At 33.7% G+C, this 25,805-nt stretch carries 29 protein-coding genes; 9 read left to right on the top strand and 20 right to left on the bottom strand.

Annotated features, from left to right (window positions below):
- The 11 genes from ACW8TM_RS00475 to ACW8TM_RS00425 form a co-directional block, all read right to left on the bottom strand.
- Positions 1-379 (bottom strand): hypothetical protein (locus ACW8TM_RS00475; protein WP_491531307.1); only part of this gene is annotated, 379 nt, incomplete at its 3' end.
- 9 nt (positions 380-388) lie between these two features.
- Positions 389-685 carry a hypothetical protein gene (locus ACW8TM_RS00470; protein WP_491531306.1) on the bottom strand — a complete coding sequence of 99 codons (297 nt, stop codon included), beginning with the start codon at positions 683-685 and terminating at the stop codon, positions 389-391.
- Between the two features lie 3 nt (positions 686-688).
- A complete protein-coding gene (locus ACW8TM_RS00465; RefSeq protein ID WP_491531305.1) occupies positions 689-1,177 on the bottom strand; it encodes a hypothetical protein in 489 nt (162 codons plus the stop codon).
- A 12-nt stretch (positions 1,178-1,189) separates the two neighbouring features.
- On the bottom strand, positions 1,190-1,480 hold the full coding sequence (locus ACW8TM_RS00460) for a hypothetical protein (protein ID WP_491531304.1): 291 nt from the start codon (positions 1,478-1,480) through the stop codon (positions 1,190-1,192).
- Positions 1,481-1,496: 16 nt separating this feature from the next.
- Positions 1,497-1,904, bottom strand: coding sequence for a hypothetical protein (locus tag ACW8TM_RS00455; RefSeq protein ID WP_491531303.1), 408 nt, complete (start codon positions 1,902-1,904; stop codon positions 1,497-1,499).
- A gap of 324 nt (positions 1,905-2,228) precedes the next feature.
- Positions 2,229-2,645: a helix-turn-helix domain-containing protein gene (locus tag ACW8TM_RS00450; RefSeq protein ID WP_491531302.1), complete on the bottom strand. Its 417-nt coding sequence runs from the start codon at positions 2,643-2,645 to the stop codon at positions 2,229-2,231.
- Between the two features lie 216 nt (positions 2,646-2,861).
- The gene (locus ACW8TM_RS00445) at positions 2,862-3,638 is read right to left on the bottom strand and encodes a CBS domain-containing protein (RefSeq protein ID WP_491531301.1); all 777 of its coding nucleotides are present in this window, start codon (positions 3,636-3,638) and stop codon (positions 2,862-2,864) included.
- 87 nt (positions 3,639-3,725) lie between these two features.
- Positions 3,726-4,328: a metallophosphoesterase family protein gene (locus ACW8TM_RS00440; RefSeq protein WP_491531300.1), complete on the bottom strand. Its 603-nt coding sequence runs from the start codon at positions 4,326-4,328 to the stop codon at positions 3,726-3,728.
- Between the two features lie 389 nt (positions 4,329-4,717).
- Positions 4,718-5,140, bottom strand: a complete 423-nt coding sequence (locus ACW8TM_RS00435) for a hypothetical protein (RefSeq protein ID WP_491531299.1) — start codon at positions 5,138-5,140, stop codon at positions 4,718-4,720.
- Between the two features lie 211 nt (positions 5,141-5,351).
- Positions 5,352-6,125, bottom strand: a complete 774-nt coding sequence (locus ACW8TM_RS00430; protein ID WP_491531308.1) for a TatD family hydrolase — start codon at positions 6,123-6,125, stop codon at positions 5,352-5,354.
- An 81-nt stretch (positions 6,126-6,206) separates the two neighbouring features.
- The gene (locus ACW8TM_RS00425; RefSeq protein ID WP_491531298.1) at positions 6,207-6,512 is read right to left on the bottom strand and encodes a helix-turn-helix domain-containing protein; all 306 of its coding nucleotides are present in this window, start codon (positions 6,510-6,512) and stop codon (positions 6,207-6,209) included.
- A 971-nt stretch (positions 6,513-7,483) separates the two neighbouring features.
- Between ACW8TM_RS00425 and ACW8TM_RS00420 the strand changes: the two genes are divergently transcribed.
- Positions 7,484-7,906: a hypothetical protein gene (locus ACW8TM_RS00420; RefSeq protein WP_491531297.1), complete on the top strand. Its 423-nt coding sequence runs from the start codon at positions 7,484-7,486 to the stop codon at positions 7,904-7,906.
- A gap of 28 nt (positions 7,907-7,934) precedes the next feature.
- On the opposite strand, the gene ACW8TM_RS00415 is transcribed toward ACW8TM_RS00420, so the two are convergent.
- Entirely contained in the window at positions 7,935-8,636 is a 702-nt protein-coding gene (locus tag ACW8TM_RS00415) for a hypothetical protein (RefSeq protein WP_491531296.1), read from the bottom strand.
- Between the two features lie 302 nt (positions 8,637-8,938).
- Here ACW8TM_RS00415 and hypF point away from each other — a divergent pair, with 302 nt between their 5' ends.
- A complete protein-coding gene (hypF, locus tag ACW8TM_RS00410; RefSeq protein ID WP_491531295.1) occupies positions 8,939-11,269 on the top strand; it encodes a carbamoyltransferase HypF in 2,331 nt (776 codons plus the stop codon).
- Between the two features lie 558 nt (positions 11,270-11,827).
- Here the strand turns inward: hypF and ACW8TM_RS00405 are convergent.
- Positions 11,828-13,639, bottom strand: coding sequence for a DUF2070 family protein (locus ACW8TM_RS00405; protein WP_491531294.1), 1,812 nt, complete (start codon positions 13,637-13,639; stop codon positions 11,828-11,830).
- A 66-nt stretch (positions 13,640-13,705) separates the two neighbouring features.
- On the opposite strand from ACW8TM_RS00405, the gene ACW8TM_RS00400 reads away from it, so the two are divergent.
- A complete protein-coding gene (locus tag ACW8TM_RS00400) occupies positions 13,706-14,263 on the top strand; it encodes a ZPR1 zinc finger domain-containing protein (RefSeq protein ID WP_491531293.1) in 558 nt (185 codons plus the stop codon).
- Between the two features lie 16 nt (positions 14,264-14,279).
- Here the strand turns inward: ACW8TM_RS00400 and ACW8TM_RS00395 are convergent, their stop codons facing one another.
- Positions 14,280-14,459 carry a preprotein translocase subunit Sec61beta gene (locus tag ACW8TM_RS00395; protein WP_491531292.1) on the bottom strand — a complete coding sequence of 60 codons (180 nt, stop codon included), beginning with the start codon at positions 14,457-14,459 and terminating at the stop codon, positions 14,280-14,282.
- A gap of 63 nt (positions 14,460-14,522) precedes the next feature.
- Here ACW8TM_RS00395 and ACW8TM_RS00390 point away from each other — a divergent pair, with 63 nt between their 5' ends.
- Together ACW8TM_RS00390 and ACW8TM_RS00385 are read left to right on the top strand one after the other, a co-directional pair.
- Positions 14,523-14,858 (top strand): MazG nucleotide pyrophosphohydrolase domain-containing protein, encoded by a 336-nt coding sequence (locus ACW8TM_RS00390; RefSeq protein WP_491531291.1) that lies wholly within the window; start codon positions 14,523-14,525, stop codon positions 14,856-14,858.
- A 27-nt stretch (positions 14,859-14,885) separates the two neighbouring features.
- Complete coding sequence (locus ACW8TM_RS00385; protein ID WP_491531290.1) at positions 14,886-15,725, top strand: CBS domain-containing protein; 840 nt, start codon at positions 14,886-14,888, stop codon at positions 15,723-15,725.
- A gap of 25 nt (positions 15,726-15,750) precedes the next feature.
- On the opposite strand, the gene ACW8TM_RS00380 is transcribed toward ACW8TM_RS00385, so the two are convergent.
- The 5 genes from ACW8TM_RS00380 to ACW8TM_RS00360 are packed head-to-tail and all read right to left on the bottom strand — an operon-like array spanning position 15,751 to position 21,085.
- Positions 15,751-16,035 (bottom strand): ArsR family transcriptional regulator, encoded by a 285-nt coding sequence (locus ACW8TM_RS00380; RefSeq protein ID WP_491531289.1) that lies wholly within the window; start codon positions 16,033-16,035, stop codon positions 15,751-15,753.
- The gene (locus ACW8TM_RS00375; RefSeq protein WP_491531288.1) at positions 16,007-19,459 is read right to left on the bottom strand and encodes a DNA polymerase II large subunit; all 3,453 of its coding nucleotides are present in this window, start codon (positions 19,457-19,459) and stop codon (positions 16,007-16,009) included. The genes ACW8TM_RS00380 and ACW8TM_RS00375 overlap by 29 nt, the downstream gene beginning before the upstream one ends.
- Positions 19,460-19,476: 17 nt before the next feature.
- Positions 19,477-20,058 (bottom strand): diacylglycerol/polyprenol kinase family protein, encoded by a 582-nt coding sequence (locus ACW8TM_RS00370; RefSeq protein ID WP_491531287.1) that lies wholly within the window; start codon positions 20,056-20,058, stop codon positions 19,477-19,479.
- Positions 20,055-20,831, bottom strand: coding sequence for a phosphoglycerol geranylgeranyltransferase (locus ACW8TM_RS00365; protein ID WP_491531286.1), 777 nt, complete (start codon positions 20,829-20,831; stop codon positions 20,055-20,057). Before ACW8TM_RS00365 ends, ACW8TM_RS00370 begins: the two co-directional genes overlap by 4 nt.
- 2 nt (positions 20,832-20,833) lie before the next feature.
- Entirely contained in the window at positions 20,834-21,085 is a 252-nt protein-coding gene (locus ACW8TM_RS00360; protein WP_491531285.1) for a hypothetical protein, read from the bottom strand.
- A gap of 382 nt (positions 21,086-21,467) precedes the next feature.
- Here ACW8TM_RS00360 and ACW8TM_RS00355 point away from each other — a divergent pair, with 382 nt between their 5' ends.
- Both ACW8TM_RS00355 and ACW8TM_RS00350 read left to right on the top strand, forming a co-directional pair.
- On the top strand, positions 21,468-22,055 hold the full coding sequence (locus ACW8TM_RS00355) for an ABC transporter permease (protein WP_491531284.1): 588 nt from the start codon (positions 21,468-21,470) through the stop codon (positions 22,053-22,055).
- 5 nt (positions 22,056-22,060) lie between these two features.
- Entirely contained in the window at positions 22,061-22,774 is a 714-nt protein-coding gene (locus tag ACW8TM_RS00350; RefSeq protein ID WP_491531283.1) for an ABC transporter ATP-binding protein, read from the top strand.
- A gap of 11 nt (positions 22,775-22,785) precedes the next feature.
- On the opposite strand, the gene ACW8TM_RS00345 is transcribed toward ACW8TM_RS00350, so the two are convergent.
- Entirely contained in the window at positions 22,786-23,184 is a 399-nt protein-coding gene (locus tag ACW8TM_RS00345) for a hypothetical protein (protein WP_491531282.1), read from the bottom strand.
- A gap of 51 nt (positions 23,185-23,235) precedes the next feature.
- On the opposite strand from ACW8TM_RS00345, the gene ACW8TM_RS00340 reads away from it, so the two are divergent.
- A complete protein-coding gene (locus ACW8TM_RS00340) occupies positions 23,236-24,081 on the top strand; it encodes a metallophosphoesterase (RefSeq protein WP_491531281.1) in 846 nt (281 codons plus the stop codon).
- Positions 24,082-24,139: 58 nt separating this feature from the next.
- On the top strand, positions 24,140-25,519 hold the full coding sequence (locus ACW8TM_RS00335) for an NAD(P)/FAD-dependent oxidoreductase (RefSeq protein ID WP_491531280.1): 1,380 nt from the start codon (positions 24,140-24,142) through the stop codon (positions 25,517-25,519).
- Positions 25,520-25,805 lie beyond the last annotated feature (286 nt).

Raw genomic sequence — 25,805 nt, 5'->3', positions numbered from 1 at the left:
ATTTACGGCCATACTCAATAGTTGGCTTGGGAGTCGGAGGCTTAGCCTTAAATTCAACTGGAATCCCCCTCTTAAGTTTTCCTAGAAGCTTTGAAAGCCTACCCTTCTCAGCTTGAGATGAAGCTTTTTCAGCCAATGGAACCTCAACTTCACCTCCACCACCCTTACTCTCAAGTCTCAGCAGAAATGAAATGTAGTCGCCTAGAAGGCTTTGAACACTATAAAGCTTAAAGTAAAACTCATCAGGATTCTCAAATAATTGACCTCCACTAGCAAACTTAACAAACTCATCTACTATTAGGTCGACTTTACGTTCACGCTCACGCAGATCATCCATCTCCTTCCTCAACGAGTCGAAATGCTCCAAAATAAAGCTCATACAATCACCTCACTTCTTAGTGAAGCTTTGAAAGATGAACAGCCCCACTATAGTTCCCATAGCCGCCGAAACAATTACATCCAAACCAAACATCCTAGGCAAGACAGCTGCAAACAAAACCTGGAAAAACAGCATGGTTGATGCAAGCTCAAAATACCTGGCAGCTGGAGGCTTAAAACCAAGCAGCCTAGCCTCCTCCTCAGTAGGCGGAATCAAAGCCCTAGCCCTAGTAGCTGTACGAGCAGCATCAAGCTCTTTAGCCATCCTCGCCAATTCCCTAGTCATTTCATCATGACGCTTCTTCATAGCCTAAATCTCCTTCTTCAAACGCCTGTTCTCACTGTGAAGGTACAATGCAGATCTAATACTACTGCCAATAGCAGCTATAGCTTCACGCTCAACAGGCTTCAGGGTGGAAATTTTAGCCTCAAAACTCCTGCTTTTAGGATCAATCATAGGAATAAAGATGTGAACTCTACACTTACCATAAGGGTGAACTTTAACCCAGCCGCGAACATCATATCTTATTCCAAATACAGCCTGACGTCTAAGAAAGCCAAAGGGAAAGGTGAATGCAATTCGCCATGAAGGAATACTGTACTCCTCAACACTCCTATCAGCCAGTACAATCCAAATACGTCTAACAAAATCATGCCTACAACCATAAATTCTAACCCTGGTGCGAAGATCCAAAGCCTTAAGCCTCTCAAGTCTATCCTTAACCTTCTTTAGATGATCACGCCTAGACAGGGATAGAGTCTTATCCTTCAGCTTCTCCCCAATATCATAAAGAGCCAACGTTCTAAAAGCTTAAATTGCAGGCTCACTCAAGAAGTGACTAATATCGACAAGAATACCATCAAACCTCCTATACACACCTCGCTCAGTAAACCCGTAGAATAACTGATATCCAATTAGTCGGCCCCTAAATCCAGGCCTAATATTACCATAAAGCCAACTAACCAAGATCAAGTCTGAAACAACAGCCAAAATAGTAGGTATAGGATACCTTGCATAGTATAGTTGTATCGTGCCTGTGAAGAAGCCGAATACTAGGCCGCCCAGCAAAACAGTCAAAAGCAAAGCGGAAAAAGTCATCAATCTTACTCATCCTCCTCTAAGGTGAAAGTAAAACAATGAAGAAGAAGTAAAGCAAAACACCAACAATTACTATAAATATAATCTTATTTGGAAAGTGATGATCATCAACAGTTGCAGTCTTCTTAGATTTACCCTTAGACCTAGCTTTAACTGGCTTCCTTGTTAAACCTTTAGCTGTGATCTCAGCTACAACCGGCCCACTCTGCCCCATCTTCACGGCGCCAATCAGGCCGCCAACAAAAACACAGCTTACAATTACAAGACTAGTCCACGTGTTAGCTTGAAAACTTTCAAGGTTAGCCTTAAGCTTCAATATTTCTTCATCAAGCTTCTTAACTAAAACTCCGAAGGCCTCCCTAAGATCGCCAACCTCCCTGCTTAAACCCTTAAATTCATGCTCAACCTCAACCAAGCGCCTACTCAAATCAACAACCTGAAACCCAAGATCATCAATATAACCCTTAAACTCACCCCTCAAATCACTCAGCTTCTCATAAAAAGTTAAAGTGTAATTTTCAAGGAGGTCCTGAATCTTCCTCTCAGTCCTATTAGCAAGCTGTTCAAGGAGGCCAGCAACATACTTGCCCTGGGCTCAGCAACCTCCTCAGCAGTAAGGTAGCGTAGGGCCGGGGAGGTAGATAAATCAACATAAAAGATTATGGTGGAGCAGTTTAAAGCAAAGGTTACAAGGTAGTCGCTCAGAGCATTATGGCTGTAGGCTCTAATCGTAAACTCGTTTAGGCATGAACTATCGACCTTTCACACTTGAAGATTTAAGCCAACGATAGATTGTCTTTAATGGTATGTTAAGTTCTTCAGATATTTGCTTTACAGTTAGACCTCTCATCCTTAAGTCTATTGCTTTAATTTTCTTTTTTCTCCTATCAGCTTTACTGTACCTTGACTTGTTTACGAACATTATACAATCATCTTTGTCTAGAAGAGAAAGTGCAAATTGGAAAGCTTCAATACTCCTACTTTTTTTGCTCATGTAACCTTTTAGTCTAATTTTATATCCTTTTACTATAAAATGTTTCAATTCCTTCAGTGCCGGTTTAATAATATTAAAGTTCATTGTTGTTGAATTAAAGATGACATCCACTACTTTAACATCATTTCTTATTTTGATTATATAACTCTTATTTGTTGAAATTCTTTTACTCATAACTGTCACCTAACATTTATTTATGTAAAAAAGAATAGACAACACATATAAATTTTTCTCATAACGAAGAAATTGGAAATATGAGAAAAATTTATATATATTCTCACATTATTATATTATAGAAAATGAGAAGGAGGTGATGAACATGGTCTGGAAGAGCCTTCATAGAAGGAAAATAGAAAAAATAGTTACCGATAGAGGGCCTCCACTAGTGAATTAAAAAAATAAATATGCCCGACTAATATCTTCTCTATCGATAATTCCTACAAGTTTTTTATTGTCGACGACTAAAAGTCGACCTATATCCCTGTCAATCATTATTTCTGCAGCCTCTTTCACTTTTGTTTGAGGAGAAACAGTTACTGGAGGAGTTGACATAATATCTTTTACCTTGGGTCCACGTCGGGGTGCACTTTCTGACTCTAAGTGTAGACGAGTAAATCCATGCTTGAGAAGGTCTATTTGTGTGATTATTCCTATTAACTTATTTTTCGAAGTAATTACAGGGAAACCAGCATAGCGAAATGTTAACATTTTTCTCCATACCTTAGAAATAGAGTCGTTTGCATAAACAACCTCTATTTCTCTTGTCATATAATTTTCAATTTTTTTAAAATTTGCTGGGTGATCTTGTTTAATCATGTGTTTTATGAAATGTTCTAAACCGTATATGCCCAGGTAGAATTGTTTATAATTTACAACTGGTGCATACCATTCATCAACATCCAATAGCTTTTTTGTTGCTTCAAATAAATCTTCATTTGGAGAGAGGGTTATTAGAGGAGAATCGAGTATATCTGTAACTAAGAGATCTGATCGTGTTGCAGTGATGTTCATAATGTTTATCCGGGAAAGTATGCCTATTAATTTATTATCTGAAATTACAGGAAGAACTCTTACACCAAATTTTCGAAATATCGTTCTAGCATAAGTTGCTGAAGCCTCAGGATGTACAGTAGGATGATCTTTATCCATTAAATTTGATATTTTCAATAACTATTCCTCCACCATATATTTAATGAATAAGAGATATTTGAACTTATTAAATTGTAACTATTAAAAAAGATGAAATATACAAGATCATTTTAACTTAACAAGTTTGGCAGTCATATTTTTCAAGTCCACTATAGCAACTTTTAGCCTGAAGGCCGGCCCAGGATTGACAATTAAAGTTTTTTGGTAATATGAGACGCATGGACTTTCATGAACATGTCCACAAAAACAAGCCATGGGCCTATACTTTTCAATTATTTCTCTTACTCTACTATTGCCTATATGAAAGCCTATGAAGAAACGGTCAGCTGCAGTCTTCTTGGGAGGGAAGTGAGATATAAGAATCCATTCTTCAGGTTTAAAATATTCAAGTTTATTTATTAGTTTTTGTAAGAAAAGATTCATCTTATATCCACCAATCCCACCTATAAAGAAAGAGTTGACTTTAACAAGGTTACCATGAACACTTATATTTAATTTCTCCATACTATACAATACTGATGGACCATCAACATTTCCAGGAACTGAAAAGAAATTCTTATGATGGTCATAGATTAATTGCAATATGTCAGTATTCTCAAAGTCACCACAACCAATTATAAAGTTTGCATTGACTCTTGTTGCAGAATTAATAATTTTTCTAGCGGCATTGAAGTTACCATGTATGTCCGAGAATACCAAGAAAATCAATTGAATCACCCACTATATATTAAGTTAAGGCTAACCAAAAAGCATTTCATTTTTCTACTTACACTGACAAAATATTATTTGAGATAATATGATGAACAGCTTAGTTATCTTGGTCATTATATTTTTAGGTTCACTATTCGACTGTATATCTACATATATAGTCGCTAAAAAATTCGAAGGACGAGAACAAAATCCTTTTTTGAGGAGACTTATGAAGCAATTTGGATTTAAATCATTGATTTTATGGCTTCCTTTAGAAGTATTATTGGTTTACTTAATATTTCAGATTGGCAGGGCGATCGGTAACAACATTATGATATTTGGAGCCGTAATACTTTTTTCACCTTGGATAGCAGGAGCTATAAATATCTTTCAATTTATCTTACTATCTAGGCGACATAACTAGGAGTAGTTCCTTTATCTAAACTTTTTTGAGGAATTATAGAGGGGAATGGTATTGGGGGAGGAATATTCACTATTTTTGAGAGAATTACTGTATCTGCCAATATTGAATTTAAAACTATTTGTATTATAGGGGGAGGAAGCTTTTTTAGGCCAACCTTCGCTTTTAACGCAGTTTTTATTTCATTTGGAGGATTAATTAGAGTTATAGTTCCCTTTATTCTTAGTTGAGCTATTGGAGGAATATAATTAACAGAGAAAATGAAATCAGATGTAAACGTGTTTTCATTAATTGTTTTAAAGTTCACAATATTCAAGTTGGAATTTACTTGAAATTTAGGAGGAAAACTCTTGTTTAATGGCCATAATCGTTCAGCTGAAACATCTAAGATATGAATATTGATCTTCATGCAAAATGCACCATTCTAAAGAATTGAAAAGAACAAATTAAAGCTTTTTATTATTTGGAAACTTGGAAGGAATAATTTTCATATGTTTCATATAAAAAATTAAATGCAAAATCACATTTTTATCTCGGGCCGGTAAAATGTTAATCCTGGCCATTATTAATAGAATCCTTAATGTCAACTCAATGCAGGCCAATAATTCAGTAAGAAATATTCAACAATCAAGTCCAAGAAAATTAATAGGTAATGAGAAAAACTCTATGGCATTTCTAGTTGTAATTTCAGCTACTTGATTTAAATCTACATTCTTTATTTCAGATATTTTCTTGGCTGCATAGATTATGTTTGCAGGTTCATTTCGCCGGCCTAAAATTGGTGAAAGCACAGGAGCATCCGTTTCCAACATTAAATGATCTAAGGGAAGAAATTTCACTAATTTTTGTTTTTGTGTCGATCTCCAAATTGATGTTGGAATTGAAAAGAAATAGCCGGCCTCAATAGCCTTTAAAGCCCATCCAGGGCGACCATCGTAGGCATGTAATAGAACCTTTTCAGCATGTTCCTCTAAAAGCAGTTTAATAGCATATTTTCCTGCACTTCTAGAATGAATTACTAGAGGTAAGTTCAACTCCTTTGCCATAGAAATCCATTCTCGAAGAAGTTGTCTCTGCTTCTCTCTTAGAAATGATTCTCGAGCATAATAGTAATCTAAGCCTACTTCACCTATACCGACAATTTCATTTCTTCTTTCAATGATTAAATCCCTAATTTTTGAGATCATATACATGTCAAATTCAAGAGGATCGCTTCCAATAGTGACAAAAATAAATCCAGGATACCTCGAAGAAATTTTTAATGCCCTAATTGCATCATCAAAGGTTAAAGAAGAAGTAATTAATGCGATAACACTTGAATTCAAAGCTTTACGTATTATTTCATCTCGATCTCTATTGAAATCTTCATCAGAAATATGACAATGAACATCTATAAATCTAAGAATAAGAGATCCCTCCTACACTTCTCTTTATAGAAACTCCCTAAAAACAATAACATAACCCAGGTTTAGATGTTATAGTCTGGATACGAGAGCTGAAAATTGATTTAAAAGAAAACGAAAAACCTCCTTAGTTTTAACCGGCCTCAAACGATATGCAGCAATAATGATCCTGGCAAATACGTCGTCAGAGGGAATGTCATGACGCTCACCACGTCCCAGATATCTGTAGAGTTGAGCCCGCGTGATTCCAATTTCCCTGGCAGTCTTAGAAATACTGTTTCCACAAGCCTCTAGAACTATTTCTAAAAAACGGTAACGCTCTCTAAGAGGAACGAAAGAGGACAGAGCAAGTGCACGTCGATTATCAATATAAGACACACATACCCCTCCATTTCTTATGGAATACCCCAGATCAAATAAGCTTATTGTACTTCTCAAATAAGAGAAGATACCCCACTAGTATGTGTACTGTAAACTATTTATAATTTACTATCTATAAAAATATATAACTTTATCAATTTTTTTAGATATTTATATTAATCTCTTCTTAGAATTATTCTTTCTTTTATCCTTTCCATTTGAAATTTAGGGGTCTCTCTCTTTTTCGTTTGATATTTTCCTATAATACTCTTTCATCTTATTTTTCATTTGGTAGCATTTTTAGAGGTGTTCATGGTTCCAATAGGCACCTTCATTTTTCATGATTTTTTATGTTTTTCCTACTGTCTTCCAGTTCGTTTTATGGTTTTTTATGGTTCCGATTGGATACATTTTTCATGTAAAGTATATGGATCATAAAAATATATAGTATATTATATAATATACTATTAATGTAACCTTCACACATGCTTCAATTCTAATATATAAATCTTTCTATCATGACATCATCATTTCTGCATGCTTACCATCAAATTAAAGGTTTTTTAGATCATCAAGTTTCAATATTTTTGCTTTTTATAATCTGGATTCTTTTGTTCAAGGAATGGAAAGTTGAAATATAATAGTTCACTAACCAGTTGACTCATCATTTTCTATTCTTGTCATATCTCTTTCATTGTTTTGTGTTAATATTTTTTACTCAAAAATCAAAATATTTGTTGTCAACTTGTTGAACCCCTCTTTTTCCACTGGAACTACTGGAAAATCATTTTCCTTGCTTTTTAAACTTTTTACATTGATCTTTTCCTTTAGGAGAGTTAATTCTTTGAAGATCATTCTTTTTTCCCAGAAAAAGGCTCTATTTCGCTTTTTTTACTCTTTATTTCTGTTGTCTACTTTCTATAAGCGAAAAATACTTATATGAGTCACAAAATTAAATAAAATAAACTCTCTTCGGAGAGGATTAATTCATGAAAAAAGGTAAATGGCGTATTGAGTATACATCACCAACTGGTGATAAGATTTCCGTCACAATTGAAGGCCGGTTTACATTTGAGAAAATCAAACAATTGTTTGATTTAATAGAATTGTTTTCAAGTCCTTCTGAGTATGTTGATTTAAGTCACACTGTCACACCTATCACAACTAGAAGTAGAGATCTAAAAAAGCGTCTGCTTCTACTCTTAAGTCGACGATTTGTAAATAAATGGTTTACGAGTAAAGATGTTTCGTTAGCTTTTTATGAGGAGTATGGTGAACATGTACCTCTGAATGTTATTGCAACATATTTAGCTAGGTTGTATTATTCAGGATTAGTAGTTAGGCAGGGTTCAAGGGCTAGATGGCGATATCGTCTTTCTCAAGAAGCAATACTAGAATTATCTTCCACATGATTTTGTAAATTCACAATTTCTATCTTAATTAAGTGTAACCTAATTCTTCTTCTAACATTATTATTTGCTTTATCTTCTCGGGGACTCGGTATGCGTACGGCCACACAGATTCATCTCTTATAAGTAATCCTCTTTCAGTTAATTTCTTTAGTAATCTACATGTGTGTTCTCTTGCTTTTCCTATCTTTCTGGCAATACTTGTTCCACCCTTTAGATTTGGATACTTTATCAAGACTTTAATTATCTGTCTTTCTGTTTGTGTTAATTTTGAAATTTCTGTGGTTAAATCTTTTTCTGTGACTTGTGATGTGATTTTTTTGGAAACTACTTTCTGTGATGTGGGTAGTGCTCTCTTTCTTGTACTTATCTCTGTCTCGGTTTTCATTGAAGGTAATCTGATGCTTACTTCTCTTTTTTCTTTTGTTGATGTAGGAATTTCTACTATTGGTTGTTCTATGGGAATTCTTGATATTTCTGTCACTCTTCTTGTTTTAGTATAAATTGGTTTTGCTTTCTCTTCAGTGTATCTTATTTTTTCTATTGTTTCTTTTAGAAATGCTTCTAAACGTCTAAATTTACTTCTCATATCAGTTATGTCTTCTTCAATTATATCTAAGCGTTCTTCTAGAGATCTTATTCTTGATAACCTACGTACGATTATTTCAAAATATTCAAGTACGTCTCTTCTAAGTTCATTTATTATTTTATATATGTCGCTCTCACTTTTCATGTTCTCATTTCCAGATATGTTGCATATCATAATATGTAACTTCTAACTTAAAGCTCTTTTGCTTGTGTGATGAAAAAGTCACATAGATGATTTCATCATTGATCTTTCGCTACAATATAATTTATTCTCCTATAATCTTTTCATTATGGTTGACTCTGATCTACATTTGGTTTAGTCATGATTAACTGTAACTTAATGTATCATATTTATCATAATGTGCCAAAAATCACATTTTGTGATAATTTTCCATAGTAACATTTAAATGACTTTCATAATCAATATCAGCTTAAGAGGTCTAATACATGAAGTGCTGCGTAACTATACATGTTAGTGGTATAGTTCAAGGAGTGGGCTTTAGGCCATTTGTCTACAGAATAGCTCTTAAACATAATTTGAAGGGATATGTTCTAAATCTTGGTGATGCAGGTGTAGAAATTGTTGTTGAAGGTGAAAAAAATGACATTAATGCTTTTATACATGACTTATTAAACAAAAAACCTCCTACTTCCAGGATTGATGCTTATAAGATTCATTGGAGTAATTTGTTGAAAGGATATGAAACCTTCAAAATATTACCTAGCTCTTTAAGAACAACAAACTTAATTTCAGTAGTGCCTCCTGATGTTGGTATTTGCAATGAATGTATTTCAGATATCTTAACTCCAGGTAGCCGATGGTATCACTATCCCTTCACATGTTGCTCAGTTTGTGGCCCTCGTTTTACTGTGATTTGTGATTTACCCTATGATCGTGAACGCACATCTATGGTTGACTTTCCTTTATGTGAAGCATGCTTAAAGGAATATCAAAATCCTATGGATCGTCGTTACCATGCACAGGGCATATGCTGTCCAAACTGTGGTCCTAAAATGTTTCTATACTCTAAAGATGGCTCGCTTATAAATGATAAGGATCCCCTCCCTTTAACAGCTAAACTAATAGATGAGGGTTATATAATCGCTATAAAGGGACTTGGTGGTTTTCATATCGCAACTAAAACAACAGATGATGATATCGTGCTGAAGTTAAGAAAGCGAAGAAGACGTCCATTCCAACCTTTTGCCGTAATGTCCCCTAATGTTCCTACTGTACGTAAATTTGCAATAGTTTCTAGTATAGAGGAGAAATTGCTTACTTCATTTCAGAGACCTATTGTGCTTCTTCAAAAGTCAGAAGATTATTTTCTGTCTGAATGGATTTCTCCAGGATTGCATAATATAGGTGTTATGCTGCCATATACTGGTATACATTTATTGTTATTGCATTTCTCTAAGGAACCTGCCTTAATAATGACAAGTGCTAACTTACCTAAAGAACCAATGATAATTGAAAATAGCGACGCTTTCAAACGTTTAAGTAAGATAGTTGATTTTTTATTAATTCACAATAGACGTATCATAAATAGATGTGACGATTCTGTGTTGCGTGTGACGTCAAACATACCGACTTTTATTCGAAGGTCGCGTGGTTTTGCACCATCACCCATTAACATAGAGTTTCTACGTTCGAATTCAACAATTTTAGCTGTTGGGGGTGAACTACAAGTTACAGGGGCGTTATTCAAAAACAATAGATGTTTTCTTACTCAGCATATTGGTGATACTGATAATCTTGATACTCTCACTTACTTAAATAAAAGCTTAAACTATCTTATGAAAATTACTAGATCTAGTAAAATTGATGTAATAGCATGCGATTTACACCCTAATTTTGCAACAACAAGACTAGCTGAAAACTTATCTGAAAAGTTTAATGCTTCTTTAGTTAGAGTTCAACATCATTTTGCTCATTTAGCTTCATTGATTGCTGAGTCGAATTTACCTACTGATTGTAATGTCGTTGGAATAGTGATAGACGGATACGGTTATGGAATTGATGGACAGGCATGGGGTGGTGAATTAGTTGTCTATACCGATAAGACTTTTAAAAGAGTTGGTCATCTACGCTATCAACCTATGCCTGGTGGAGATATGTGTACAAAATATCCCGCACGTATGCTTGTTGGTTTTCTTTCAGAGACTTTTTCAACTGATTTTGCACGTGACTTTTTGATGTCATACTATCTTTCTAGTTTTAAGTATGGTGAGAAAGAGATAGATATTATACTCAAGCAAATTGTTCAAAATATCAATGTACCAAAGACTTCTAGCTTAGGCCGTGTACTAGACGCTTTCTCTGTGCTATTCAATTTATGTAAGGAGCGAACTTACGAGGGAGAACCTGCTATAAAATTTGAATCTTATGCGACTAAGTGTTCTTCTCCAGTTACTTTCAATTTTCATGTCCCAATAAAAGAAGATCAAAATACTGTCTTGATCAATACAAATGAACTTTTAAGGTACGTAGTTGACTTGTTAAATACTAAAAAGTGGAGAGGTGAATGTATCGCTAGGTTTATTCATGAATCTCTAGCTGAGGCTTTGGCGCTAGCTGCTTTACGAGTAGCTGAAGAATTTGACGCCAGTTATATTGGAATAACTGGTGGAGCTGCTGTTAATGAACTCATAATGTCTAAAATATCTAAGATACTAAAGACCTCAAATGTACAAGTCCTTAGACATAGACTAGTGCCGCCTGGTGATGGAGGACTTGCTCTAGGTCAAGCTTTTATTGCTGCACTTGCTCAAGAATGAAATGATGTGATGTGACGTGATTTACATCATATCATCACATCCATTTATCATGAAATTATGGTAATTGTATTGGGAAATGCCCCTTAACAATTTAATTTATGTCATCATGGATTTCAAGGTTTCTAAAGCGTTGTGACTTCAACAAATCCGAATACTTTAAGTGAGTTTTTGAATTTTTCCTTTATATCGAGTGTCATCGTTTGATGGTGAGAGAGTGTTAACTGAATTAAATCCACCATCTTCGAAAAGAAAATTTACTATTTTTTATTTTACTTTTTGAGTTGAGGTATGCAACACTAATGCTACATTTTTCTTCTTCCTTTTTTGGTATGTTATTTTATGAAGTTTCAGCAACTTGGAGATTTCATCATGTTAAATTATTTTTTGTTAGGAGACAATATTTAAAGGGCAAACTAGCAATAACAGCACTATTTTCTATCATGAGTTGATGGTGATCGGATGTGGAGGGTTTATTATTAGTTTGTTCTTATTTCTTTTAGTTATTTTTTATTTATGTCATCTATTCTTATTATCATTTGTTGTAATGCTTTTTCTTAATTATATTAAAAACAATATAATTGAGGTCACAGCTGATAGGGTAAGAGTAATAATCGATGCTTTCTTAACTGCTTTTAATGCTTCGTTTATTGCTTTTGAAAATTTTACCAGCAGATCTTCACCCAAGACCTTTACGTCCTTTATAACTATTTCTCTAATTGTATACTTAGCGACTGTGATGTTTTTGTTAGATTTCTTTGCCACTTCGATGGCATATTTAACTAATATGTTTTTAGGATCTATTTCTCCCACAGGATGGTATCCCCTTTTCTCAGGTGTTAATCCATTTACACTATGCGTATCTGTTGTTAATACTTCTACGTTTGGAATGCATTCCTGTACTAGTGTTTTGATGACTTTTTCTCTAAATTCAGGTATCATGTTATTTCCATCATATATTATAAATGTATGTCTTTGTTTTCCTACGCTGATAGTTAAGCCTATTACTCCTCCTTTACCTATTCCTTGCTTTTCATTATATTCCTTAATTTCTTTTCTGCTTACGCCTATTTTTATTCTGTTTTGTTTTAGATTTCTTATTTTCACTAATGCTTCCTCTGCTGCTTTGATTATTTCTTCATAGTCTTTGTTAGTTATTTGCTCTTCTTCTCTTATGCTGTTATGTGCGTCAACAATTATAGTGTTTCTTATTCCCAGTTTTTTTGCTTTGTTTGTTATTGTATTTTTGATCCATATGGGGAGATCCTCTGTTAGGCTTGGGGCTCTGGTTATTACTATTAATGCTGTATCTTCAAAAAGCTGGCAGTATACTCTACATTTTCCTTTTTTAATTTCTATTATGGGTGTTATCCATTTTTTATCAGGTTTGGCTTTACGAATTTCTCTCAGTATTTCTTCTATTACTCTTTTACAATCGCTAGTTTTTGCTATGTCTTGTCCATGCTCAGAAATTCCGTGTAATACTACTGGTTTGATATTGTTTTCTTCTAATCGATTAATTAGTAGATGAGGAAATTGGCTGCTTCCAAGGTTTCTAAATGGTCCAAAGTGGAATTCTGGCACTATTATAGTATATTTGGGTTTTTCTTTCTTGTCAAAAAATATGATGCTCTTAACTTTGACATTCTCTTCACATGCATACTTCTCGAAAACTCTTTCTATCTTGTCTTTTCTATTGGCAAGCCAGTATGTTGTGAAAGCATTAAATAGGTCAATACCCCTCATTTGTGTTATCTCTAACACAACTTTATCCACTGTATCCATAAGGAACCATGAACTGATGGTGAATGAACCTACAACATAAAGGCTCTTCAGAGTAATATCTAGAATACCTTGCTTCTCAATAAGTTGATATATCCATACTCCTGAAATAGTACACATTATATAGTGTAAAATGGAACTTAGAAATGCATCTATTTTTCTCTCTTCAAGTATACTTATAACTAGAAATTTCAAAAAAACTATAACTCCACAACTGATTATTGTTGTGATTTTTTGTGGTATAATGCTATCTATTGCCACCGATATTGTTACTCCTGTGATGTTTAAAATGCCCATAAACATAACTATGAATAAGGATAATCCTGCCAATCTTCTTTCGGTTAATGTTTCTCGTTTCATCATTTTTGCTGTTATACTTGTTGACAAAATAGCTGGAAACATATAATATGTGAATGTGAACAGTAAAATATTTTGTAAGACATTGTTTTCTTTCATGAAATACTGTTTGCCTAGACCATGAACTATTCCAAACGCACTGCTCGCTAATATTATTCCTAAAAGGATGGCCTTAAAGGACGGTAGTCTAAACAACAGCTTATATTTTGCTGCTATCTCTCTGTCACTTTCCATGCTTTTTACCTCTTTTTGGAGATTTCTTTATTAAAGTCACTTTTAACTATATCTTAGGTGATCTTTATGTTGTTTACTGACGAGAATCAAGAAAAACAATTATTTAAATGTCCTCTTTGTGGAGCAATTACATTGTCTATAAAAGAACTTAAACATAATGTTCCCCATTTTAACGAAGTATTGTTAATATGGCATTGTTCAACTTGTGGATATAGATGTGTTGATCTTTTTCCATTAAGACTCGGGAAACCTAAGCGCTTTGTCCTTAAAGTGACTTCTCTCAAAGATATGTATGCAAAGATTATTCGCTCAAAAAATTGTACAATAAAAATACCTGAGTTAGGCGTTATTATTGAACCAGGGCCAGCTTCACATGGATTTATTACAAATGTCGAAGGAGTTATTGAAAGGGTTATTGAAAATTTTAAGAGAATACTTGTTTTACATAACTATGACGAGAAAGATTTTGAAGAATTTTTAGAAAAATTTCTTCTTGCAAAACAGGGTAAGCTTCCATTTACATTAATTTTAGAGGATCCCACTGGTATGAGTGCAATTATTCCATCGTACAAAAACCAAAAGATACTAGTTGAAGAAATTGATAGACATGATTTGAAAGAGTAGAAAAAATTTCAGTTATTTATCTAATAAATGACAATATCCCTATGTTTCCTAAGATTGTAAATATCATAAGTGCTAGTGCTAGAATTATCACATGTATAGGACCTATTTTTAGACCTCTCATTTCTTCTTCAAAGAATCTGATCAATCCTGCGCCACTTACAGGCATCATCCCTTCTCTACGACGTCTTCTAGACATATTTCTCACTGCCAAATCATATTAAACACTTATTATTACATAAATATTTTGAGGTTGATTTTTATGAGTCTTGACGAGTTTCAAGAACGCATGAGAAAGTTATACTTAAAACGAGATAGGTTGAGAGGAGTTGCCAGAACCTTTATTTGGTTTATTGAAGAAGTAGGTGAACTTGCGAGAGCTATCAAAAGTGGTGACCATGAGTTGATGGAGAGTGAATTCGCAGACGTTTTGGCATGGCTTTCCTCTTTAGCTAACTTATTAGGAGTTAATCTTTCAAAAGCTGTTTTTAACAAATATAAGGATGTTTGTCCTAGATGCGAAAAATCTCCATGTGAATGTGAAGAAAGATTTTTCTTCGGAAAAAATAAATATTACTCTGGTAAAGTTTCTCCTTGATACTCCTTTTCTGGAGGCGTTACGTTAATGAAAGTTAAAGATGTGATGACATCAAATGTGATTTTTGCGGAAGTTCCAGGAACTAGAGAACAAGTTCTGAAGCTGATGCTAAAACACAAGGTTATGGGACTTCCTGTAGTTAAAAAAAGAACTAGAAAACTTATTGGAATTGTGACTCGTACTGACTTAATGAAAAAGCCTAAAGAAGAACAATTAGCATTATTGATGACTAGAAATCCAATAACTGTTTCTCCTGAGGACGCCATTAGAAAAGCAGCTAAACTGTTACTAGAAAACGACATCCGCCGCCTTCCGGTGGTTGTTAATGATAATCAATTAATTGGCATAGTCACTGTCGCTGATATAGTCCATAAAGCTATTGCTAATATGCGAATAAAAAAGCCTATAAGAGACTATGTTAATAGGAGGATTACTGTTGTTTGGGAAGATACTCCTCTTCCTGCTGCTTACACTATAATGAAGTTAGCTAAATCACAAGCTCTTCCAGTTATAGATTCCAAAGGTCGCCTATCAGGTATAATTTCTGACACTGACATTATTTCACTTTGTGAAATAACATTCAAGGAGCATACTTCAGCTACGAGAGCCACCACAGAAGGACAAGAGTGGGATTGGGATGCAGTTTCAATAGTTTACATAAGTAGTCGTGAATTAACTCTTCCTGACAAGCCTGTAAAAGAGATAATGGTCAAAAATGTAGTAACTGCTGTTGAACAGACACCTATAAGTCTATGTGCAAAGAAGATGCGACGCTTTGACATAGATCAACTTCCTGTCTTAGATGCTAAAGGTAATCTTATAGGTATGATTCGAGATGTTGATCTGCTCAATATATTGTTAGAGTAAAAAGAGAAATTACTCCATTTTTAGCTTAATCTTTAAATTTGATAAAATCTGTTAATTCTCTTTGCCCATAACCTGTTAAATTCCATTTTCTACCTATTTTTCTGACAATATTTTCTTTTTCCATTAATTTTAATTGACGTCGTATTGCACTATAACTCATATTTACCTTTTCGGCTATCTCTTTTGCTGTTGCCTCTGTGTTTTTTAATACCCTTAATATTCTGCTTCTAGTAATTAGTCCTCTTTTAACATTTCTTACACTGCGCAAAAACGCTAATGCTTCAACTGTTCTTTCTTTCACGGGCTTCACTTCTCCAAAAGTCAACTAATTTTGTTTGTCTACCATGACTTCCACTCTCAAAGAGTAATTGCAATTCTTTTCTAACTAGCTCAATACGCTGCCTATAGTATTCTCCAAGTTTGTACTTATGTATTAAGGTTGATGCAGTCTTCAAGTATTTCTCAATTCCCTTTCTATGTACTGTTAAAACAAGTTTACTTCCACATCTTCTACACTTTCCATTCAACGGTGGTCGTTCATATCGCATATTACACTTTATACAACGCAGACTCTGTGTTGAAAATGCCCTTAAATTCCCAATGAGATCGGGAAAGAAATGATGAATTAATATTCTCTCTGCAACATCTTTTTTATCAACAGCACGTATTCTCTCAACTAACTTCATTTGAGCTTCTACTTTTTCATTCATGGTTTTTAGCTTCTTATATATAGTTGCTTTAGGACCGGCATCTATTGACTCAGTATAATGAGTAAACTTTATCCCTACATATTGTTCCTTCTTTCCTAAGCGTTCATTTATAGTTTCAATGATTTCTGATATTTTTTTAGGATCTTCATATTGAAGTGTTTTCTCATAAAACTCTAATGGAAACGATTCACAAGTTTCTAAATTATATACTTCATCATCTACCTCTCTTGGATCTAATTTAACCATGACAACTAATGGAGCATCCATTAATCCTCCTCTTTTTTCTGGTAAGTATGTCTTAGAGAAGTTGAGAAAGGCATCTAATGCTAATATTATTGCATCTTCATCTCCATCGCAATTTCTACGCTTTGCAGCATGCCAATATGGATGTGCAAAACATACTTGAGCAGTTGTAAATCCTATTATTCGCCCAATTATTCCTGCAGAGGTATGAGGTGCAATGCCTATAACTAAGTGTCCAACTAGATCTTCTCTTTTCTTTACATTGTAATATGGTTCCATATGATAATATCTAACCAGCAACTCATCAATATACTTTGATATTTTAATCAGATAATCAGCAGCTTGTGTAGGAATGATGATATCCTGAACTTTTAACTCGATAACTTGATTATCATCAATTAATGGACGGCCACTGCAATCCATCAAATAGCCAAGTTCCTTTAATTTTTCGATTGTTACTCCAATTTCCTTAGGTCTGAAATGCGTCAAAGGAGCATTTGTTATGTCAAATCTCGTGGTTCCATCTTTATATACATACACTCCATACTTTGCCCTTAAGATTCCTTTCTCAAGGGGTTCTGGTATTTTTGATGCGCTTGTTAAGCCCTTTACTCCCTTTATGAGTTTTGAAGGTGCTTGTACATTTATGTTGATGCATGCTCTTTTCAGTTCATTAAATAAATCGATTTTTTGTTTAACATGTGACTTCGTACTCTGCCTACATATATCACATATTTTTTTCCTTACTTCTCTTTTACACTTCGGGCAAACTCTAATTTCCAATGTTTTCTCCATACATTTCGGGCATTTCATATAGAATGTCCTTTTTCCACATTTTGGACAAATCCTCGTTGCTATTTCAATTTCAACATACCTTTTTGATGCAGCTTCAACAATATTTCTACTACTTCCTCCATAGATACCAACAGGAAAAAGTATGTGAACAGGTGGTTTCATTGTTCTTTCTTTAGCTTTTTCAGGTCTACCCATTCTTAATCCTATGTATGTTGGAGCTTTATCCATTATTTTAATTGGAGATATCATATTTATTGCATCAAGTCCATTTTCAATATGGCTTTCCTTTTCTATTTTTCCTACTAGACATGCTTTCAATACTGTGGCATGGTTTTTTTCAATAATAATACTTTCTCCCTTTATCTCATGAGGCACACCTAGACTTTCCAAGATATTTTTTATGTCATTATCAAGCGGTCCAGTAAGTCCCTTTTTATTGTTATTCATCTTACATTTTCCTATCCAATCTACAAGTAATTGTACATCACCTGCACTAATTTCACTCCAATGATATGTGTAGTATGGATGTAATGGTACATTTAACTTTAGTGAAATTTCTAATGCTTCTCTTGCTGTTGGCCTTTTTTCATACCATTTCTCTAAAATTTCTCTTAGCCTTTCCTCTTTAATATTAATATCTTTTATAGCTTGATAAATGTCTCCAAATTTTTCTTCTATTGCCTTTAAAACTTCTAATTTCCACCATTCTTCTACGTATCCCGATGGCAGTAGTAGATGATTATTCTCTAGAAATTCTCCAAAACCAATAAGGACATCTCCTAGGAATAAAATTTCATCAATTTTGTCTCTGATTTTTTCTGCTTCTATAATATTGGTTACTTTTATTACTTTTCCATTTTTTAATTTTACGATTGGTCCTTCTATGGATGTAACTGGCATCACTATTGCACTCTTCCCTGGACGCTCTACTCTAACCTGAGTGCCTACGGCAAGAAAACCCCCTAATATTATCATTGTAGCTGGATTTAATCCAATAGCCGCTAACCCTGTATTTCTGCTCCTTCCATATCTTAATCTGAAACCTCCTGGGCGAGATGGATGAGAAAAAATAGGTCTTCCTGCAATTACATCTGCCAAGTACTTTTCACTAGGTTTTATTTGTCCTTCTTCAATACTCTCCTTTGCGAATTCACTTAGCCACTCCCATCCACTCAGTCCAGCTTCTTCGGCTATTTTCTTGATTTTTGCAGCTTTACCAATTACACCGTCGTTTAATACTCTACATGCTCCTCCTCGTAATCTATTGGTTTCAATTCTGGGTAAATCTCGATGTATGCTAACTTCTATAGGATCTGTAGCTACTCCTGTGATTTCTACAGGGATTTGTCTTAATGCTCTCTCTAAATCGGAGTCTTTAACATGATATTGAAATCTCCCAATACGTCTTTCATACAGTCTTATTTCTTCAATAAATCGCTTTATTTCCTCATTTGTTGGAACGTATCTATCTAGATGCAATAATTGTCTAATATAGTCTGCTACCAAAACAGTTAATGCTTGCTCTGTTCCTCCTGCTGATCTAATAGGTCCTGCATAATAAATTGCTAAATATTTAGTACCATCACAGTTTTGTTTTATACTAACCCTATCAATGCCTTGTAGTGGAGCTGCAGTTATTCCCTCAGTTAATATTGCTAATGCAGCTCTAATTGCGATCTCTGCACTCTTTTCCTCTTTAAATGATCCAAATTTTCCATAGACTATATCTTCTGCAATTTTTAATGCAACTATTTCTCTTGGATACTGACTTACTAGTAATCTTATTCGATTTGCTATACCCCTTAAACCGTAATGTTCTAAAATTCCCTCAACCCTTTCTGCAAGATCTCGAGCTAGGAAGATTTCAGGACTGTTTTCAGGATCTAGAGATTTTTGTTTTGCTTTTTTAGCTAGATTATATAGTTTAATAGTTTCTTCTTCAAGTTTATCGAAATATTTTTGTATTTCACTATCTTTTATTGCCATAGATCTCAATTCAACTATTACCCTACTATTATATTTATAATTCTTAGGGTGAAGCCCATAAGTAAAGGTAATGTAAAATTATCGCTTATTCCAATGTTAAATGAATCTACTATAAGAAATACGGTTGCAGTTCCAATGGCATAAACTGGCTCTAGAAAAATACAAGTAATTATGATTGTTACAATAGTTCCTGCAACCGTGCCTTCAATGGTTTTCTGTTTGTTCACTGGGTTCTTATGTTTTCCAATAGTTATTCCAATTATGGCGGCTGTTGCATCCGCTGATATAAAAATCATTATAGCTACTATAGCTAAAACATTTTTTAACAAATAAACTGTTATTGCTGAACTCGCGAAGAAATATATGTGTGCTGCAAAAGTGAATTTTTCGTATCCTCTAGCTAATTTTTCAGTTATTTTCTTAAAAGGATATAATGAATACTTTTTTAACCGTATTATTTCGAAAATAAATGATATACATAGTCCGCTCGATAGATATAAAAATGTATAAATATACCCGAAATATTCATATACAAACCAAACTGTTATCCCAAATAAATGTAATATCTTTCTTAAAAGCTCTTTTTTAATATTCTTCAAGCTACTCGCCTTTCTTTTACTGCTTCCCTTATACCTTCAATAATTTCTTTGATCTTTATTTCTGCATCTTCTTCCTCTATCACGGTTCCTGTAACAATTATGTCAGCGCCAGCCAATACAACCTCCTTGGCTTGTTGCTTAGTTCTTATTCCCCCTCCCACAATAAGCGGAACTGACAAAATGTTTTTTACATACTTGATTAAGTACTGTGGTATTGGTTTTTTCGCTCCTGATCCTGCTTCTAAATATATAAAACGCATTCCTAAAAGCTGGCCAGCTAAAGCGTAAATAGCTGCAACTTCTGGATAATCATAAGGTATAACTCTAGCTTGCCCTATATAACCTGCAGCTCCGCCTTCCCCAACAATCAAGTATCCCATAGGAATTGCTTCAATTCCATATTTCTTAACTATTATTGCTCCTAATGCTTGTGCATCTATGATGTAATAAGTGTTCGAAGAATTTAAGAGAGACATAAACCAGATTGCATCTGCATATTTACTAATCCCCGTTATATTTCCAGGAAATAATATTATTGGTATTTTTATAGTTTTTTTCAATAAAATAATTGCTTTATTTAATATCTCCTCTGAGACACCAATTGATCCTCCTATCATTATAGCTGATGTTCCAGCTGATTCTGCAGCCAGTGCTATATTTTTTAGATTTCTTATATCCTTATCTGGATCGATTAGTGTCATATGGATTGTTCCTTTCATCCTAATCTTATTGTAAATATATTTTTCAACTCTTCCTATATTTAATCCATACATTTTTATCCCTCGACTGTTATTTCACCGCTATAGACCATATCAACAAATTTTCCATAAGCATCCACTTCACTGCAAATAGGCGGAATTTTAATTTCAATATTTATTTTACAACTTCCACATGTAACCTTAGCAATGTTGTCGTCTCTATTTATTTCCACTCTCACTGCCTTTTTTCCACAATTAGGACACTGGAATACTGATGGAATTCTTTTAGGTGGTTTCCTAGGTATCTTCTTCTTATATTTACGCCCCATAAATCTCACCTTTCATTTTTCTCTTTAAAGCATTAATTTTATATTTTAATATCTGTTTTTATCTGGACTTTCCTTAGCATTAAGATACTCAAGGATTAAATTATATTATCTCATTTTTTAAAGCGTTTTGATCATATCCCTTATCTCTGCTGGTTTGGCAATTTAGGGGAGAGTATCTCCAGAACTTGAAATTAATAATTGTTCTTATCTTTTTAGCCATGTCTAGTTCTTTCTTTTTCAGTGATAAATTGAGCGAGAATAACTAGAATTAATACAATTATTGAGAATACGGTTAATATGTTAAATAAAATGTCAAAGTTCATACAGTCACCTACCGCTCAATTTTTATGTTTTTCTCTTCTACTTACTTATAGTGATATTTATGCAAAAAATTTTCGCTAACCTTATGATAAGAGATCTGGTCCATATAGCTTTTGAAAATTTACTAAAACGTTCACTGCGAAGCTTACTAACGGTACTTGCAATAGCTTTAAGCATTGCCCTTATCTCTTCTATGAATCTAATAAACACTTCATTGACTACTAAACCAGACTGTTCCTATCTACCTCTTCTGAACTTAAATGATTATCAACTTTTTACTTCGGTTATTTCTCTAATAGTCTGTGTAATTGTTATTTTTAATTCAACATTAATCTCAGTTATGGAGCGATATAAAGAAATTGGAACAATGAAGTGTCTAGGGGCAAAAAGTAGCTTATTGCTATCTCTATTCATTATTGAATCATCCGTAATAGGGATTGTGGGGGGTCTTCTTGGTTTTGTTGTTGCCTTAGTTCTATCATTGCCATTCTTTATTTTTACAAATATTTTTCCAAATTTCTTTTCATATATATCAAGTTTTATATTATCAATTTCTCTTTCATCAATTATAAGCTTAACCGCATCAATATATCCTGCATATTATGCAATAAAGATAAATCCAGTTGATGCACTTCGATTTGAGGTGTAAACGCAATGATATACCATTGCGTTGTTGAAACAATTGATTTAACAAAGTATTATCATCATGGTTCCTCAATAATAAAGGCAATAGATCATGTTACCTTAAACATATACAGAGGTGAATACTTATCTATAATGGGTCCTTCTGGTTCAGGCAAAACAACACTATTTAATCTTATTGGCGGATTAGATAAACCAACAAGCGGTAAGGTATTCATTGACAATATCGATATTTCTAAACTGGACGCATACGAATTAGCATGGCTTAGATGTAGAAAAATAGGTTACATATTTCAAACTTTTAATTTAATTCCAGTCTTCACTGCAATTGAAAATGTAATGCTTCCCATGATCTTTGCTGGAAAAAATAAAAAGGAGAGAATAGAGAAAGCCAGAGTCTTACTCGAAAAAGTTGGTTTGAGTGACCGTCTTTATCATAAACCTATGGAATTATCTGGTGGGCAACAACAACGTGTCGCTATTGCACGTGCCCTTGCAAATGACCCCTCCATAGTATTAGCCGATGAACCAACTGGTAACTTAGATCTAAATACTGGATTAGAAATAATTAAATTACTTCGCTCTTTAAATAAAGAGAGGAATGTTACTATTTTCTGCGCTACTCATGACTATAAGATAATCGAGGTAAGTGATCGAATAGTATGGTTAAGAAATGGAATGATTGAAAGAATAGAATCAAAGAAATATATTGAAAAAATAATTTAATTATGCAACAATCATTTTAATTCATAAAATTTCTTTATGACTTCCATGTAATCCTTATCATCAAATATTTTTTCTTCATATTTTCCCACGGCTTCAGAAATAGTTTGTGCCAACAGATGATAACATGCATCAACACTCTTTCTAATCACAACAGATAAATAGAAGTCATTACATTGACAGTAAATTCTTGGAAATACTAAGTACTCACTTTGCTTACCAATAACTATCCATCTTACTACCCCGCTGGGAATAAAGACATGCTTCAATATTCTCCTCGAGTTCACAAGCTCAAGTGCACGAATAAATCTATTACCATATCTTTTAAAGAGATAAGTTGCTATATCATTACTTATCTTCTTCTTCAGCTTTATCTTTCTATAAATTGATTGTAAATTGCTTTTCTCATTCACAATAGTAAATAAATTATTTCACCTAATTAATATTTTATAAATAGAAGAGGCATGATAAAACCATTACCTGACTGGCCAGCATTAATTATCAGGACTCTCAACAATTTAGATTTATTGGTCATTGCAGACTTACATATAGGTTTTGAAATTAAATTATCTTCATATGGAATTATGATCCCATCTCAAACGAAAAAAATGATAAATCAAGTTAAAAAACTAATCAACGTATATCTTCCCAACAATCTTATCCTACTTGGAGACATAAAACATGAAGTCGGAAAAATTTCTCAGAGTGAGTGGGTTGATATTCCTATTTTCCTAAATGATCTGATAAATGAGAAAATAAAAGTTGAGATAATATTAGGAAATCATGATGGAAACATTGAACCACTAACCCCTAGATCAATAATTATTCATTCATCTAGAGGAATCATTGTAGAAACTGCTACAAAACGGAAGGTGGGTTTAATTCATGGTCATGCGTGGCCTTCTACTAAGTTATTTGAAGCTGAAACAATTGTAATGGGGCATCTTCATCCACTAATAGAATTGAAGGACAAATTAGGCTTTAGATTTTCTGAACCAGTATGGGTTAAAATAAAATTCCCCACCAATAAACTAATAGAAAGTTATTTAAAATATAAGAAGATAAAATATTCTGATCCTATTTCAACATTTGAAGACATTTTTGGTTTTCTTCCAAAAACAAAAAATCTAATAATTATGCCTGCATTCAATACACATTTAGGCGGAGCAATTATAAATAAAGACGCTAAAAAAACTTCTTTCATAAGTCCTTTATCTGAAATAGCCTTAAAAAATAAATTATCATCAGAAGTTTACTTGCTAGATGGTACCTTTCTTGGTTCAATAGATTCACTGAAGCTTTTTACTTAATCTTCATCCAATTCATTTTTATATGATTTCTCTACTTTTATCAGACTGGTGAATCCAATTGTATTATGACGTTGTAATAATCGGAGCCGGACCAGCTGGATTATTTGCCGCACACGAACTTATTCATAAAACAATTTACTCGGTAATAATAATTGATCAAGGAAGTGATGTTAATGAAAGAGTATGCTTAGCCAAAGAATATAAGTTCTGTAGAAAATGCTCTCCTTGCAATATACTGTGTGGAGTAGGTGGAGCAGGGACTCTATCCGGCGGATTACTAAATCTCAGACCAGATATTGGAGGCAATCTTTTTGAATTTACTAAGTCCGAAGAAGAAGCCTGGAAGCTAATTGAATATGTTGATTCTGTTTTCTTAAAGTACGGTGCACCAAAGCATGTTTTCCATATGGATAATGAAATGATAGAATCGTTAAAAAGAAAAGCTGCAGCAGTTGGAGCTAAGTTTATTCCAATACTACAACGGCATATTGGTTCAGATAAAGCTCCAATAGTAATAAGTAATTTTAAAAAAGACTTAGAGTCAAAAGGAGTCAAATTTCTATTAAGGAAGCGTGTTTCAAGGATTGATAAAGGAAAAGTGATTCTGGAGGATGGTACAATTATTAATTGCAAGTACATTATAGCCTGTCCAGGAAGAGTTGGTGCTGAATGGTTAGCGAGTGAAGCAAAACGTCTAGGTATTCCTACAAAGCATGAACCTATAGACATTGGAGTACGAGTAGAAATTCCAGCAGTGATCATGGAACCTATTATAAAGGTTAACAGAGATCCTAAATTCCATATATACACTAAAACTTATGATGACTTTGTAAGAACTTTTTGTGTAAATCATAGAGGATTTGTAGTCCAAGAAGTATACGGTGACTTTGTAGGTGTTAATGGACATTCAATGATAGGTGTACAATCACAAAACACAAATTTCGCACTTTTAGTGAGAATATCTTTAACAGAGCCAATTGAGGATACTACTGCATATGGGCGATCAATAACAAAAATAGCTACAATACTTGGAGGAGGAAAACCAATAATACAACGTCTCGGAGATTTGAGGATGGGAAGAAGATCAACATGGTCAAGAATTTCACATAGCTATGTAAAACCTACATTAAGATCAGCTACCCCTGGAGATATAGCAATGGTTCTTCCACATAGAATACTAACTGATATCTTAGAAGGACTGGACATACTTGACAAGATAATACCCGGTGTTGCAAGTTCATCAACACTACTTTACGCACCTGAAGTAAAATTCTCGGCAAATAGAATAGAAACAAACAATGAACTTGAAACTCCAATAGAAGGTATATATGTTGCAGGTGATGGTGCAGGTCTTTCAAGAGGAATAACAATCGCAGCAGCCACAGGAGTCATAGTAGCAAGAAGTATAATAAGAAAGGGAGGATATCCTGAATTATAAAGATAAATAACTTAACAGATATATATATAAAAATATAATAATTTTTATTTTTATATATAAATTTCATAAACAATTTTGAAATATTATATATGTTGTATTCGTTTTGTAGATAAAAGTGGGGCCGGTGGGATTTGAACCCACGACCTTCGCCGCCCGAGAACACAACAATATGCAAAACTAACAATTATCTCATAATCCAATTCATTTTATGATTCCTTTTTGCGTCATATTTAGTATCCTTTTTCAATCTAATATGCTCTAAGATTATATTCCAAATGATAGCATA

This window comes from Candidatus Culexmicrobium sp. (assembly GCF_058356305.1).
Note: the sequence above shows the minus strand (reverse complement) of the source record. Positions and strands in the feature narration are given on the sequence as shown.